A 14,080-nucleotide genomic window follows, 5' to 3' on the forward strand; every position below is an offset into this window, starting at 1 on the left:
GGGCCGCACCCGCAAGGGTGCGGCCCTCTTCTGCATTGTCCTTACGGCGACCCGAGAAGCGCTGTTGCACGAGCAATCAGGTGATCACGCAGTCGAATTACGGCGGGCGTCAGGCGGTAATTGCCGACGGCCAACGCGATGGTTCGATCGCGAACGCCCGTTACCGGAACAGCGACGAGATCCGGGTGATCGACCTCGGCGACGGGGAGCAACGCGATACCGAGACCACGCGAGACCAGGGCACGAATCGTTTCGAACTCCGTGATCTCGAATGCAACCCTCGGCTCGAATCCGGTTTGCATACAGCAAGAGTCGAGCAACATCCGAAGGTGATAGGTGGGCGGACTCGCGATGAATGTCTCGTCGACCAGTTCCGCGAGGTCGACACAATCTCTCGCCGCTAATCGATGTCCAGTACCCACATGCAGGAGTATTTGCTGATGCCCCAACAGCGTTGTAGGCAAGTCCTCCGGCGCTGGAATCATCACGGCAAGATCCAGACGCCCGTCTCGGACCATTTGCGCGAGTGATTCCCCATGCGCTTGCACAAGGTTCAATCGCACCCGCGGCGCCGCCTCGTGAAACTCTGCGAGCAGCGACGGGACGCTGATCGGGCCCAATGTCAGTGGAAACCCGAATCGTACGAGGCCACCCTCCGGATCCGCGTTACTACGGACCAGACCTACTGCGTTGTCCAGCTCCTTGACGAGGCGGCTAGTTAGTTCGTGTAATTCGCGCCCTGCCGAGGTCAGTGCAACCCGGCGCCCAACCGGCTGAAAAAGCTGAAATCCCAGCGTCTTTTCGAGCGTCTTCAATCTCCGGCTGAGCGAGGACTGAGGAATCCCGAGCAGGTCGGAAGCTCTCGTGATGTGGCCTTCCTCCGCGGCCACATCGAAGGCCGCCAGAAGCGGCGCCAGCCCTTCTACTTCAGCCGATCGAAACTCATCCATATTCGGATCATAAACCGATGGTTTCTTCATTGGACGGATGAGTCTGTTTGGGGCCACGATGCACATACACCCCAACCTCTGAGGAAAGGCCGCCCATGTTCACGTCGCCACCGTCGGGATTGAAACCTGGTTCCGAAGAGCCCCCACTCGACGCAATACTCATCGGCGCCGGGATCATGTCGGCAACGCTGGGTACATTGATCGCAAGACTCCAACCCGATTGGTCCATCGAGGTACTCGAACGGCTCGGCGAACCCGCCGGCGAAAGCTCCAACGCGTGGAACAACGCAGGAACCGGCCATTCGGGCCTATGCGAACTGAACTACATGCCCGACCCCAGCGACCCCGCGAAAGCTGTAGAGATCAGCCACCAATTCCACCTGTCTCGCCAATTCTGGGGATCACTCGCGGAAACCGGCGAGCTGAAACAAACCCCATCGTTCGTCAACCCAACCCCTCACATGGACGTCGTTTTCGGCAAACGAGACATCGAATATCTACGTCAGCGCCACGCCACGCTTCATGGATTACCCGAATTCTCAGCCATGGAGTACACAGAAGATCCTCAGACGGTCAATAATTGGGCGCCGCTGATGATGCGCGGCCGAATGGATTCCGAACCGATAGCTGCGACTCGATACGCAGCAGGTACAGACGTGGACTTCGGTGCTCTGACCCGAGAACTGCTTCACACCATGACAAATCGTGGTGCACGCATCCGCACGAGCCACGACGTAACATCACTCCAGCGCATGACAGACGGCACGTGGCTCATCTGTGGGCGAAACACTATCTCTGGCATTCAGTTCCAACTGAGATCTAGATTCGTCTTCGTCGGCGCAGGCGGGTACGCGCTCAGGCTTCTTCAGAAGGCGCGAGTTCCCGAGGTTCGAGGCTATGCGGTGTTCCCACTCGGAGCCCAGTTCCTGCATACCGAAAAACGCACCGTCGTCGACTCCCACAACGCGAAGGTGTACAGCCAGGCCGCGATCGGAGCACCACCGATGTCGGTCCCCCATCTCGACAGGCGTGTGGTCGACGGCTGCCCGTCATTGATGTTCGGACCGTATGCCACCTTCAGCACACGACTCCTCAAGCATGGCAAGCTAACTGACTTGTTCGCTACGATCCGATTCCGAAACGTCGCAGTATTGCTTGCTGTCGGAATACAGAACATCTCGCTCGTCCGATACCTGTTCAGCCAATTACTGTCATCGAAACGGCGCAAGTTTGCCGCACTGCAACGCTTCTATCCCGAGGCCGATCCCGCAGACTGGAAGCTGATTCAGGCCGGGCAGCGCGCCCAATTGGTGAAGCCTCACCCGAGAAAGGTCGGGATGCTGACATTCGGCACAGAGGTAATCACCAGCGCAGAGGGATCGATTGCCGGTCTCCTGGGTGCATCGCCGGGAGCTTCGGTTGCACCATCTGTGATGACGGACGTACTCACCAAGTGCTTTCCGAGCCACATCGAGCAATGGATGCCGGCACTTAAGGAATTGATGCCGGCACTGACACCGATCACTGATCCTGAATGACGGCCAACGCTCCAACGATGTTCGACTCCGCCACCGACTTCGAGATTCCGAGATCAGCCAGAACACCTGATCCGTCTTCGAGTTCGAGCAGCGCGAGCAGGATGTGCTCGGTTCCGATGTAGTTGTGGCCCAGGCGAAGAGCCTCACGGAACGTCAGTTCCAGGACCTTGCGCGCACGAGCGTCGTACGGAATGAGTTCTGGTAGTTCGGAAGTCGGAGTCGGTAGTACACCGGCCACTGCAGCTCGGACGGATCCGAGCTCCACCCCTTGCGCCACTATCGCCTTCGCAGCCAACCCGGCAGGCTCCTCGACGAGCCCCAGGAGCAGGTGCTCCGGCTGGATCTCTGCGTTACCGGCGGCGCGGGCTTCGTTCTGCGAGGCCATGACGACGTTCTTCGCCCGGGGAGTGAACCGGTTGAACCCTTCGTTCGGATCCATCGGCTTCTGATCACTCGGCGCCTTGGGAACAAAACGCTTCTGCGCAGCCTGCTTCGAGACACCCATGCTCGCGCCGATCTCCGTCCACGACGCTCCCGACCTGCGCGCCTGGTCGACGAAGTGACCGATCAGGTGATCTGCAACTTCACCGAGATGATCAGCGGCGATCATGGCGTCGGAAAGTTGGTCGAGCGCGTCGGTGTGCACCTTCTTGATCGCGTCGATGAGGTCGTCGAGTCGAACCTTGGTGGTCATTTCCACTGGTTTGCTCATGCGTCAACCATAGGTTGACGCAACCGAAAACGTCAACCCTAGGTTGACGATCGTCTTCGCCGCCCAGTGCTCAGCCGGAAAAGAATTCACGCAGAGCCGGGACAATAGCGTCGTCGGCGACGCCGTGGCCCTGACCGGGGATCTCCAAAGTCTTTGTCCCCGAGACTTTTGCAGCGATTCTCGTCGCCGAGGCAGGTGCCCATTGACCACTGTCACCGCCGTAAATGACCAACGTGGGGACGGTAATGGAGGCAAGCCAGTCGAGCGACTGACAGCCGTGGTCACACACAGCGACGTCGTAAGGCAAGGTGTGCGCGATGGCGCACATGTCGGGCCAATCGGCACTCCGCTTGATCTCGTCGACCATCTCCGCGGATGCACCGGTCAGATCCAGAAAACGCGTCACAGCACCTTCCCTGTCGCCGCCCGCAATCAATCGCTCCAGGTCACTTTGGGCAGTCTCGTCACGCTGGTCGTCGTCCATGTACGGCGCCTCGTAGACGGCGAGCTTACGCATCGGAACGGCCTGCGCAGCGGCTTCCAAAGCCAGCGCGGCACCCGACGACAATCCGTAAACGAGCGGTGTTTCACCGGTGGCACCGACGACCGCACGCAAGTCCTCCACCTCGGCGTCGATCGAGAACGCGCGACTGTCACCGCTGTCCCCGCGTCCGCGCCTGTCGTACGAATACACCGTGAAGTCCGCCGCCAACTCTGCAGCCAGGGATTCGAACCATCCGCGGTCGCAGAACGCTCCGGCGACCAGGACCACTGCTGGTCCGGCACCGGAGCGTTCGTATGCGATGGTCGTACCGTCGCGGGATTGCACTACCGCTGGGGATTGCTCTGTTTGCACGTCGATCTCCTCAGGTCTGGTCAATGCCTACCTGATTAGACTGCCCGCGCTACCGAAACTCATCGGTCCGGTCGGCAGGGGCTTCAGCTGATCTTGCTGTACAGGGCATCCCAACCCTGTGCCACGTACGAAATCGTGTAGATCGAACCGTAGAACGTGGAGCCACCCAGACTGGTGACGTTGCCCGCCTGCACTGCCGGGAGTCGCTGCCACAGCTTGCTCGCCACCAATGCCTGGTACGCGGCACTGTCCTCGTTCTCGGTGATCATGAAGCCGTCGACGCCGGCCAGCACATCGAGGCCTTCGAGGCTGACGCCGCCCTCGGGATCGAGGCCCTCCGAGGTGGCGGTTTTGCCACCGATGTCGCCGAGCGTCATGTCGCTGGGCTTGTCGCCCTTCTCGGACGTTCGGATGCTCGTGACGTACAGCGTGTTCGTGTCTGGCATGAACGAGACACTGGCAACGGTTTTGGACGCAATCTTCTCGGCATGACGACTGCGGATGTCGGAAATCAGATTGTCGTAGTCGAGCGTCAATCGATCGAGTGTGGCCGTTCGACCGAGCCAGCCCGACAGCCGCGAGAGGTTTGTACGCCAGTCGTCGGTGAATTCGGTCGTCAGAACCGGTGCGATGGTGGACATCTCGGCCACCGGCCACCACTCGCTCTCGTAGTTGAGGCACACGATCAGGTCGGGCTCGAGTGCCAAGATCTGTTCGCGGTTGGGGATCTCCGACAGGAACGGTACCGACGAATCGATAGGCACCCACGGTGTCGCCTGGGCGTACGTGTAGCCGACGAGCGGAAGTTCCAGAGCTACAGCAGGTTCCAGATCGAGCCGCGAGTCGATCGCGACAACCCTCTTCGGATTGACAGGAATGTCGTACGTTCCGAGAGGTGTCGTCACAGAACGCATTTCGGTTTCACCCGAACTGCTCCCGCTGTCACCGCAGGCTGCCAGGAACGCGCCCAGTCCGGCGATTCCGGCACCGAAGCCGAACTGCCGACGTGTGAGGTCCGAAACGAGGCGGTTGTCGGAGTAGCCCTCGGGAAGCAAGAGCGTGGATTGAGCGGGCATGCGTGTCGAACCTCCAAAAGAAATGAATCATCCACTGTTGCGAGCGGATAAGGATGCCCTAACAGCGTACGCAGGGAGGGTCGTCGCGATCGGCCCAGAAATAGTCGAATCAGGCCAATTCGCACCCCTTACTTGTCGAGTTTGCGCATCTCGACGAAGTAGACCGCACTGAACGCGAGGTAGGTGCCGACGATTCCGAGGACCGAGATGATCAGGACGAGAGCGAGAAACATAGCCATGATGGTCTCCACTGACACGGGTTGTTCACGATGTCGATCGAGAGAAAATGGCTTCGAACTGCGGCGCTGCGACTCGAAGCGGGGCCGAAACTTTCGGTTACACACACCACGCTAGCCCCAGGCGTCTCGAGTTTTGATGAACTCGAGGTGAACTCTCCTACGGCTACGTCACACTTTTCTGCCGGACGGTCAGTTCGGTCCGAGCACCTGTCCGGACCATTCGACCAAAGGCGTCAGTGCGCGCCACGCTGTGCGAACTTCCTTCAATGTCCTGGCGCTGTCCAGCCACGACGGGCTTGGGTAACTACGACCAGCAGTCAGCGACTTGTGACGCAGCAATTCGATCCGCGGGTGATCGACCGTGTATCCGCGAGGCGCCGTCTTGAGCTTGTCGCCGCCGATCGTGAATCCGGCCTTCTCGACGGAGGCCAGGATCTTCTCGAGCTCCGGCCCTCGAACGTCGTCGTCGACAGCCGCACGATAACGCGCGATGGTCTCCGAACTGCTGGCGTAGAAACCACCGGCCACCATCAACCCTGCCGCGTCGATCTGCACGTAGTAGCCACAGCTCTCGGCGAGACCGACGAACGCTCCCTGGTGCGTCTTGTACGGGATCTTGTCCTTCGAGAATCGAACGTCACGATACGGCCGAAAGAGCTTGGCCGTGCCGAATTCGTCCTCCAACGCCGCGGACAACGACGCCATCGGACGACGAACCACTTCGTCGTACGTCTCCTTGTGCGCTGCCCACCAGGTCTTGCTGTTGTCGGCTTCCAGGTCTTCGTAGAAGTCGAGTGCAGCAACGGGTATGCCAGTGAACGCAGCCATGACGTAAGCCTAGCTGCCTGTTCGGCTTTGGACCGTCTGCCCTGCACCGATGCCCGGATCGGCCCGAATCCGTAGACTGCATGGAGATGATTTCCGAAATACAAGCATGGGAACTGACCGATACCAACCGAGACTGGTTGATTCACCGACCCGTCGAGATCGCGATCTACGTGGCACTCGCAGTCGTTCTGCGCTTCGCACTGCACCGCGGGATCGATCGAATGTCGAAGCCTCGCAAGTCTCCGAACGCCAAGGTGAACGAGCGCAGATCGCAGCGAGCCCGGACCATCGGTTCGGTACTCAAATCGACGGTGTCCATCGTCATCCTGGTCTGGTGTGTGCTGCAGATTCTCGGCATCCTCGGGATCAACGTCGCGCCGTTCATCGCATCCGCCGGCGTCATCGGCCTTGCCATCGGTTTCGGTGCACAAAACCTGGTGCGTGACTTCCTCTCCGGCATCTTCATGTTGCTCGAGGATCAGTACGGTGTCGGCGACGTCGTCGATCTCGGCGACGCGGTCGGCACCGTCGAAACAGTGGGCCTGCGCGTCACCACGATTCGAGATGTGAACGGCACCTTGTGGTACTGCCGCAACGGCGAAATCCTGCGAGTGGGCAACATGAGTCAGGGTTACGCCACTGCAGTTCTCGATCTCCCCATCGCCCACAACGCGAACGTGCACAAAGCGTGTGAGGTGGCGACGCGAGCTGTCCTCGAGGCGGCAGAGTCCGAACCGATCAGGGCGGACATGATCGACAAGCCGGAGATGCTGGGAGTCAATTCGGTTACTGCCGAGGCAATTACCATTCGAGTGACGGCGCAGGTCAAGCCTGGACGCCAATGGGCAGTCCAGCGCGCATTTGCACGCTCGGCGCTGACTGCGTTCGAAGAGCAGGGAATCGAGGCACCTTACCTGCCTGTTCTGCGCTGACGGTTGAGACGGAATCGTCTACCCTTTCCATCAAGTACGCGAGCCCCCGGCGCGGTCGATACCGCCGGGGGCTCGCTGGTGCCTGAAGCACGATTCAGACGATGGAGGTCGAGACCTCCCGATCTGCCGAGCTGTTGCCAAACACCCTGTGCAGGAACATCGTCAGAGCAATTGCTACGACGATGCCGATCAGCGGCGGGATTCCCACCTCGAACTCACCGGAAAGCCAAGCGAGGAACGCTGCGACGGCATAGACGGCGAGGTTTCGCCAGTGGACCGCCTGCGGGGTGTATCCCTCGGGAATGCCTCGCCGCCACCGGCACAGGAAGTCAGCGATGATCACGCCGCCCAATGGCGGGATGAAAGTTCCGAGCAGGCTCAGGTAGTCGACCAGGTGGTTGTGCACACCGGTCAGAGCGAGCGCAGTGCCGATCACACATCCACCGATGACGAACGGGGTCTTGCGGGGCTTTCTGAACAGTTCGGCACCGGCCACTCCGAAGGCGTATGCGGTGTCTGCGTTGCTCTTCCAGAGGTTTCCGAACAGCAAGACCAGGCCCCAGCCGACAAGCCCGAGGTTGTAGAGGATCAACACGAAGTCACCCTCGTGGAACGTGATGGCTCCGATGGCGCCGAACAGGATCATCAATCCGTTTCCGAGGAGGAACCCGATAACGCAGGCCCACACCGCTTGTGATCCGGAACGGGCAAACCTGGTCCAGTTGGGCGCTTGCGTTCCCGCCGATACGAACGTGCCGACGACAGTGGTGATTGCGAGCGCGATCGTCATGGTCGTCTGCGGTTGAACCGAGACCAGGCCAGAGAATCCACCGACCTCTTCGAGGGACCGGAACACGACCCAGCAGGCCAACGCCAGGATCAAGGGCGTCGAGACGAGCGAAACCCAGTACATTCCGCGGTAGCCGTAGCAGGCGGTGACGCACATCAAGATGCTCGCCGCGATCATCACCGACGCCCGCGCGAGATAGGACTCCCAGCCCAATGCCTGCGCGGTGAGATCACCGATCGTGCCGATGATGACTCCGTACCAGCCGATCTGAGTACCGCCCAGCAGGATCGAAGCGAGCTTGGACCCGCGAGTGCCGAAACTGTAGCGCGCCATCACAACTGTTGTCAGTCCGGTTCGAGCTCCGACGAACCCCATCATGGCGACGTAAACCCCCAAGATGGCGGATCCGGCGGCGATCACCACCATCAGTTTCCAGAACGAGAACGCGGTACCGAGCGCTGCTCCGGCCAACATCGTCGGTGTGAAGATGGTGAACCCCAACAACACCACCGCGAGCGAGAAGAACGGCTTTCGTGCATGAAGCGGAACCGGAGTAACGGGATAGTCAGGATCGACCGGGGGGCCTGCGCTCTCCGAATCGCCTGCGACCGTGGCAGGTTCGACGGCGCTGCTCATACAACTTCGCCGATGTCTTCGAGCCACAGGCTCGGGCGCTCGGCCAGCATGCGGTCCATCAGTGCCACACACTCCGCGTCGTCGACGACGTCGACCTGAATTCCGCTGCTGCGCAACCATTCCTCCGATGCCTCGAAGGAACGATTTTCGCCGACCACGATTCGAGGGATCTCGTACAAGCGCGCAGTTCCGGCGCACATGAAGCACGGCGACAAAGTCGTGTAGAGGACACACTCGCGATACACCGAGGCCGGCAGTCGTCCGGCGCGCTCGATGCAGTCGGTCTCGCCATGACGGATGGCGCTGTTCATCTGGACCCGACGGTTACGTCCGACTGCGAGAACCTCGCCCCGGTGAATCAGCGCCGCGCCGATCGGCACGCCGCCCTCCTCCCAACCGATCTTCGCCTGTTCGATCGCAAGTCCGAGAAAATACTCATCGGTGTGTGCCGGATGATTCATGTGCGCTCCTGGAGTCTGACCAAAATCGTCGATTGTGGCTCGTGTCACAATCCGACCACGGTGGTAACAGCCCGACAAGGGACAACCTGTCAGTTCGGCAGAACTAGCTCTATGACGAAGTGCCCCCTCGGCGGACGATATAGAAATGCTCCCGACTCTGCGACAAGTTCTTGCGATGCCCTCGTTCAAGGCCGCCGCAATCGAGGTGCTCGCGGGCGACGTCGATACCGCGGTGGTCCGCTGGGTCCATTCGTCCGAGGTGTACGAGATGGGTGGGCTGCTGTCCGGAGGTGAGGTCCTTCTGACCACGGGCCTCGGTCTGCACGGGCGATCTCCCGAGCAGCTCACCGCCTACATCGACCAATTGGCGGACGCGGGATGCGTCGCACTCACGATGGAAGTCGGGCGCTCGTTCCTCACGGCCCCTCCCGAACTCGTCGAAGCTTCGCGCCGACGGGGACTCGCGTTCTTGGCCCTGCACGCAGTAGTGCCCTTCGAGCGGATGATCGAAGACTTTCACGACCTCATGCTCCGCCGCACTCTCGGTTCGGCGCAAGCGGGCGAGCCTGTCTGGCAAGAACTTCTGAGTCTCGTGGTTGCAGGCCAGGGCATGACTGCGCTGCTCGACAAAGTGTCACGACTCGCGGGGTGCGGCGTCGATCTGCTCGACGCGGATGGCAGAACCGTCGAGCGCAGCACAACCGGCGCAGAGCGATCCGAGACCGAACGCACTATCCACGACGTACGCGGCCCGACGAACTCACTCGGTCGACTTGTCCTGTGCGGGCCGGCAACCACACGCCGAACCGCCGTCGCAAACTGCGCCGCCGTCGCGGTAGCTCTGGAACTCGGCCGTCACGGCGATCTCGGCCCAAGACAGTCACTCGCCCAATCGGTGATCACCGACGTGGTGGGCGGTGTGCTCACATCGCACGGCGACTTGTCCGAGCGACTGACAGCGGCCGGGTGGACGCCGTTGTCGGAGGGGCACCACGTCCTCGTCGCCGCTGTCGACATCGATCGGCAAACGCCGGTTCGAGAGCTCGCTGACCAAGTACGCGATGCCGTGCGGGCCGTATTCGGCTCCTGTGTCGTCGGGACTGCGGCCAATCACGTCATCGTGCTCGCGCACGGGTGGGCGTCCGTATCCCCCGCTCGAGTGCGCACTGAGTTCACCGAAGCCGACGAGCTACTACGCCGCGGGCCGGGCGGTTCCGCGGTACGCACGCTCGGAGTGGCGACGCCGGTCGCGGATCTGTCGGGCGTCGGGGCGGCGGTCGCGCAAGCTCGCGAAGTCGTCCAGATCGCGCGGCGTTTCGGCACCCGGACCGGAGTGATCCTCGCGAGGGACGTCGGCGTCCAGCGACTGCTCGCCGCCGGAACGACTCCCGCTTCGCTGTCCGTGTTCGTAACCGAGCAACTCGGTTCGCTGATCGCATACGACACAGCACATTCCGCCGATCTCGTCCGAACGCTCGACGCGTACCTCGCACATCGGGGCGGCAAGGCGAGAACCGCGGATTTCCTCGGCATTCGGCGTCAGTCGCTTTATGCACGGCTCACGCGTATCGAGAAGCTGATGGGTGTTTCCCTCGACGATCCGGCACAGGTGGTCTGCCTCGGACTTGCGCTGACCGCATGGCGCATGCGCACCGGCCTTGATCCACAAGCAGCGTTCGAGCGTCTCCCCGGGTGAGCGACAACCTCTGCGATGATGAACGAATGACCGGAGCAGCGGAGTTGATGATCGAGATCCCTGCCGGCGAGGTGCACCTTCGGGACGACCGCAAAGGTACTGCGTGGACCTCGAAAGTCGAATCCTTCCGCCTCGCACGCCATCTCACCACCAGGGCGCTGCTTCACGGAGATTCGTCGGACGATTCGAGCAAACCAGCGGTCGACCTTTCATGGAAGGACGCCATCGCAACCTGCAACACACTTTCGGTCGCGGACGGTCTGACACCCGCATATCGAGACGTCGACACCGATTCTCCGCAGTGGGACCGGGGCGCAACTGGCTACCGGCTCGCCACCGAGGCCGAGTGGCAGTACGCATGCAAGGCCGGCACCTCCGGCTACCGCTACGGCGAGATCGACGAGATTGCCTGGTACAGAGACAATTCAGAGGGTAGAGCGCATCCCGTCGGAACCAAGACACCCAACAACTGGGGCCTGTACGACATGATCGGCAATGTCTGGGAATGGTGCTGGGATCTCTACGACCCCGAGGTGTACGGCACGTACCGGATCTTCCGCGGCGGCAGTTGGGCCGAAAGTGAGCGCGGTTGTGGCGCTACCGTAAGGAGGCGAAGCCACCCGACGTTTGCTATCGACGACTTGGGATTTCGCCTAGCTCAGACGATCTGAGGGCAGACGGCCGAGGACTTCGAGCACAGCCTCGATCTCTTCTCGACTGCGAAGCCGAACTATCGGCAACGACGGCACATCGACAAGGACCGTGGCCATTCGCTCCTCGTTGCGTCCGTCGGTTCGCCAGGCCCAGCGCACCACGTGATCCGGATCGAACAGAATGGTGTGCAGTGGCGGCTCCATGTTGCGATTCCACAACACCTCTCGCTGCAATCGCCGACGCACGGTTCGTGTGATCACCTGGCGCATCACCGTCCGCCGAGGCAGATCCAACCACAGCATCAGGTCCGCACGCTCGGCCAGAAGTCGACGCACCGCACCGTACTGCCACTCGGTCACCCAGGCCGGCTCGCTGGAAAAGCGTCGTACTTCGGTTTCGAAACTGTCGAGCGGAATCCAGCCGGGCCCGTGGAACAGCGAGTCCAGCTCAGTGTGTTCGATCTCGAGAAGCCGCCCGATTCGACCGGCGAGAGTCGTCTTTCCGGCACCGGAAGTCCCCGCGACAAGGATCTTCTGCGGACGAATCGTCAGCGCGGCGGGGTCTACGAAAGGCACCGATACACCCTAGGGGCCTTACACTTCGCAGTCCACCCATTCGATGTAACCGGTGCCGTTGATCGACGCACCGTCGAAGCTTCCCCGGTAGGTGTACGCGCCGACGTATCCCTTGCCGTGACCGTAGCGCCACTCCGAGTCGATCTCGGCCTCGAACTCCACGACCGTCCTACCGTAATCGCGCACCTGCCAACGCAGTACGCGCGGCACACGCATCTCGCGACCCTGTGGGTCGACGTGCAATGCGTCGGCGTACTCGAGCACGTCGAACTCGACGTCGTCGAAGACCTTCGCACTACCGTCGACAGTCCGAATGTAGGCGAGCTTGCACGCCGTAACGCCTGACGCTCGAACATCGGTGAGCAACAACTGATGCCGGTCGTCCAGTTGAACGATCTGGTAGGTGAAAAAGTCGGCCGGGAGCTTCCACGACTCGGGAAGCGCGCGGCGAGTCAACGATTGCGGTGTCATGCACCGCGCGTACTCGACGGTGCACGGAGCCGAAATACTTACCGGTCCATCCGGACTCGCAATCGTTCCGGAGCACTGTGCCAGCAGACTGACGTGGTCGTAGACGGGATTACGCACGAACCACGACGCTTGGTCCGTTGCCACGATCTCGAGATCGACGTCGAATGAGTCGTATCGCCCGGTGACACGGAAGTTCGGATAGCTGTTCTCGATGATCAGGTTGTCACCGAAGGCGATTCGCGAACCATCTTCTTCGAATGCACACTCATCGGCAGCGTCGTACGCCCGGTAGAAGTGATGGCCCGGCGCTGCGGTGGAACTCAGCACGGTTGCGGTGTTTCGCGCGTCTGGTGCAGCGAGATAGTCGTTGTCGAACACCACCGTCCCGGTTGCACCGATCAACGTCATGGTGTTGAGGTAACGGAAAGGCCCTGGCAGCCGGGGAACGAAGATCCCGTAGTGCGTCCACGCGAACTTCCGCGAAGCCAGGTGCGGACGCAGCATCTCGGGCCGATCGAACGGGCGTACCGATTCCGCCATTCGCTTGTCGATCAGCGGTAGCGCGCCGTCCAGCAAAGCCCGTACCGCGGGTCGCCACAATCGGCGCGAGCGGGTGGCGGGAACAGGGTCGGAACGATCAACGGTTTGTCCGGTCACGCCCCTAAGTTAATGTAACCAGACGTAACAAACAAGTGTCGAATTTTCCTCGACGACCTCACACCCTGAACACCCGCGCCCTGCGCACGCGGCGAATAGCATGTGAGAATCCGCGTACCGGAACCGGTCGCAGAGAGGGCGCAACAATGCAGCACGAAGAGTCGTCGTTCACCGGAGTGGCCGGCACCAAGATCGTCTACGACGTGTGGACACCGGACCGCGAACCCACCGGGGTTCTCGTCCTGTGCCACGGACTCGGCGAACATGCGAGGCGCTACGACCACGTGGCTGCGCGACTCGGGGAACTCGGGCTCATCGTGTACGCACCCGACCATCGCGGGCACGGACGCTCTGGCGGCAAGCGCGTTCACCTCAAGGAATTCTCCGACTTCACCGACGACGTCCACACGTTGTTCTCGATCGTGACGGCGGCACATCCCGGCAAGGACAAGTTCCTGCTCGGGCACAGCATGGGCGGCGCGATCGCCCTTTCCTACGCCCTCGACCATCAGGCCGATCTCAAAGCCCTCGCCCTGTCCGGACCTGCGGTGATCATCGCAACCGGCACTCCGAAGATCGTGATGCAGCTGGGCAAGATCGTCGGCAAATACCTCCCGGACGTGCCCGTCGAGAACCTGGAAGCTGCTGCCGTATCGCGTGATCAGAAGGTCGTCGACAAGTACAACGCCGACCCGCTGGTTCACCACGGCAAGGTTCCCGCCGGCATCGCGCGCGGCATGATCACCGCCGCGGAAGGCTTCCCGGCGCGGCTGCCCTCGCTCACCATTCCCGTACTGCTTCAACACGGCTCGGACGACCGTTTGACGGACCCGGCCGGCAGCAAGCTCGTCGCAGATCTGGCCGGCTCTTCAGATGTCACCTTGAAGGTGTACGACGGCCTGTACCACGAGATCTTCAACGAGCCTGAGCAGGAAGAAGTTCTGAACGATCTGGTCGAGTGGCTGCGTCCGCGGTTCACCGGAGCATAGTCATGTCTACGTGCGGGATC

General features: G+C 61.4%; 14 protein-coding genes. 5 read left to right on the forward strand and 9 right to left on the reverse strand.

The features are described from left to right. Positions 1–41: 41 nt before the first annotated feature. Positions 42–950: a LysR substrate-binding domain-containing protein gene (locus RWT78_RS22165; protein WP_042447004.1), complete on the reverse strand. Its 909-nt coding sequence runs from the start codon at positions 948–950 to the stop codon at positions 42–44. A gap of 95 nt (positions 951–1,045) precedes the next feature. Between RWT78_RS22165 and mqo the strand changes: the two genes are divergently transcribed. Further along, positions 1,046–2,488, forward strand: coding sequence for a malate dehydrogenase (quinone) (gene mqo / locus RWT78_RS22170; RefSeq protein ID WP_314680772.1), 1,443 nt, complete (start codon positions 1,046–1,048; stop codon positions 2,486–2,488). On the opposite strand, the gene RWT78_RS22175 is transcribed toward mqo, so the two are convergent. The 4 genes from RWT78_RS22175 to RWT78_RS22190 all read right to left on the reverse strand — a co-directional run bounded on the left by RWT78_RS22175 (position 2,472) and on the right by RWT78_RS22190 (position 6,199). Further along, the gene (locus tag RWT78_RS22175) at positions 2,472–3,200 is read right to left on the reverse strand and encodes a Clp protease N-terminal domain-containing protein (protein ID WP_314680774.1); all 729 of its coding nucleotides are present in this window, start codon (positions 3,198–3,200) and stop codon (positions 2,472–2,474) included. The genes mqo and RWT78_RS22175 overlap by 17 nt on opposite strands. Before the next feature lie 70 nt (positions 3,201–3,270). Further along, positions 3,271–4,056 carry an alpha/beta hydrolase gene (locus RWT78_RS22180; protein WP_314680776.1) on the reverse strand — a complete coding sequence of 262 codons (786 nt, stop codon included), beginning with the start codon at positions 4,054–4,056 and terminating at the stop codon, positions 3,271–3,273. An 83-nt stretch (positions 4,057–4,139) separates the two neighbouring features. Next, entirely contained in the window at positions 4,140–5,132 is a 993-nt protein-coding gene (locus RWT78_RS22185; protein ID WP_099698658.1) for an ABC transporter substrate-binding protein, read from the reverse strand. A 428-nt stretch (positions 5,133–5,560) separates the two neighbouring features. Continuing rightward, the gene (locus RWT78_RS22190; protein ID WP_314680780.1) at positions 5,561–6,199 is read right to left on the reverse strand and encodes a DUF2461 domain-containing protein; all 639 of its coding nucleotides are present in this window, start codon (positions 6,197–6,199) and stop codon (positions 5,561–5,563) included. An 86-nt stretch (positions 6,200–6,285) separates the two neighbouring features. On the opposite strand from RWT78_RS22190, the gene RWT78_RS22195 reads away from it, so the two are divergent. After that, positions 6,286–7,131 (forward strand): mechanosensitive ion channel family protein, encoded by an 846-nt coding sequence (locus tag RWT78_RS22195; protein ID WP_003939801.1) that lies wholly within the window; start codon positions 6,286–6,288, stop codon positions 7,129–7,131. A 94-nt stretch (positions 7,132–7,225) separates the two neighbouring features. Here the strand turns inward: RWT78_RS22195 and codB are convergent, their stop codons facing one another. Continuing rightward, complete coding sequence (gene codB / locus RWT78_RS22200; protein ID WP_314680784.1) at positions 7,226–8,557, reverse strand: cytosine permease; 1,332 nt, start codon at positions 8,555–8,557, stop codon at positions 7,226–7,228. Then, positions 8,554–9,018 (reverse strand): nucleoside deaminase, encoded by a 465-nt coding sequence (locus RWT78_RS22205; RefSeq protein ID WP_003940577.1) that lies wholly within the window; start codon positions 9,016–9,018, stop codon positions 8,554–8,556. Before RWT78_RS22205 ends, codB begins: the two co-directional genes overlap by 4 nt. Before the next feature lie 175 nt (positions 9,019–9,193). Between RWT78_RS22205 and RWT78_RS22210 the strand changes: the two genes are divergently transcribed. Both RWT78_RS22210 and RWT78_RS22215 read left to right on the forward strand, forming a co-directional pair. Further along, a complete protein-coding gene (locus RWT78_RS22210) occupies positions 9,194–10,714 on the forward strand; it encodes a PucR family transcriptional regulator ligand-binding domain-containing protein (RefSeq protein ID WP_314680787.1) in 1,521 nt (506 codons plus the stop codon). A 26-nt stretch (positions 10,715–10,740) separates the two neighbouring features. Continuing rightward, positions 10,741–11,385, forward strand: a complete 645-nt coding sequence (locus RWT78_RS22215; protein WP_064073911.1) for an SUMF1/EgtB/PvdO family nonheme iron enzyme — start codon at positions 10,741–10,743, stop codon at positions 11,383–11,385. Here RWT78_RS22215 and RWT78_RS22220 read toward each other — a convergent pair. Together RWT78_RS22220 and RWT78_RS22225 are read right to left on the reverse strand one after the other, a co-directional pair. Further along, a complete protein-coding gene (locus RWT78_RS22220) occupies positions 11,368–11,943 on the reverse strand; it encodes a hypothetical protein (RefSeq protein WP_064073890.1) in 576 nt (191 codons plus the stop codon). The genes RWT78_RS22215 and RWT78_RS22220 overlap by 18 nt on opposite strands. 18 nt (positions 11,944–11,961) lie before the next feature. Further along, positions 11,962–13,071 (reverse strand): DUF6670 family protein, encoded by a 1,110-nt coding sequence (locus RWT78_RS22225; protein WP_037128698.1) that lies wholly within the window; start codon positions 13,069–13,071, stop codon positions 11,962–11,964. Between the two features lie 146 nt (positions 13,072–13,217). Between RWT78_RS22225 and RWT78_RS22230 the strand changes: the two genes are divergently transcribed. Continuing rightward, positions 13,218–14,060 (forward strand): lysophospholipase, encoded by an 843-nt coding sequence (locus RWT78_RS22230; RefSeq protein WP_314680793.1) that lies wholly within the window; start codon positions 13,218–13,220, stop codon positions 14,058–14,060. Positions 14,061–14,080 lie beyond the last annotated feature (20 nt).

The sequence above is a fragment of the uncultured Rhodococcus sp. genome (assembly GCF_963525155.1).
Classification (GTDB): Bacteria; Actinomycetota; Actinomycetes; order Mycobacteriales; family Mycobacteriaceae; genus Rhodococcus_F; species Rhodococcus_F qingshengii.

Excerpts from the sequence above, each read along its gene's own strand:
- RWT78_RS22165 (WP_042447004.1), bottom strand. The coding sequence starts at position 950 with ATGGATGAGTTTCGATCGGCTGAAGTAGAAGGGCTGGCGCCGCTTCTG.
- mqo (WP_314680772.1), top strand. The coding sequence starts at position 1,046 with ATGTTCACGTCGCCACCGTCGGGATTGAAACCTGGTTCCGAAGAGCCC.
- RWT78_RS22175 (WP_314680774.1), bottom strand. The coding sequence starts at position 3,200 with ATGAGCAAACCAGTGGAAATGACCACCAAGGTTCGACTCGACGACCTC.
- RWT78_RS22185 (WP_099698658.1), bottom strand. The coding sequence starts at position 5,132 with ATGCCCGCTCAATCCACGCTCTTGCTTCCCGAGGGCTACTCCGACAAC.
- RWT78_RS22190 (WP_314680780.1), bottom strand. The coding sequence starts at position 6,199 with ATGGCTGCGTTCACTGGCATACCCGTTGCTGCACTCGACTTCTACGAA.
- RWT78_RS22195 (WP_003939801.1), top strand. The coding sequence starts at position 6,286 with ATGATTTCCGAAATACAAGCATGGGAACTGACCGATACCAACCGAGAC.
- codB (WP_314680784.1), bottom strand. The coding sequence starts at position 8,557 with ATGAGCAGCGCCGTCGAACCTGCCACGGTCGCAGGCGATTCGGAGAGC.
- RWT78_RS22205 (WP_003940577.1), bottom strand. The coding sequence starts at position 9,018 with ATGAATCATCCGGCACACACCGATGAGTATTTTCTCGGACTTGCGATC.
- RWT78_RS22210 (WP_314680787.1), top strand. The coding sequence starts at position 9,194 with ATGCCCTCGTTCAAGGCCGCCGCAATCGAGGTGCTCGCGGGCGACGTC.
- RWT78_RS22215 (WP_064073911.1), top strand. The coding sequence starts at position 10,741 with ATGACCGGAGCAGCGGAGTTGATGATCGAGATCCCTGCCGGCGAGGTG.
- RWT78_RS22230 (WP_314680793.1), top strand. The coding sequence starts at position 13,218 with ATGCAGCACGAAGAGTCGTCGTTCACCGGAGTGGCCGGCACCAAGATC.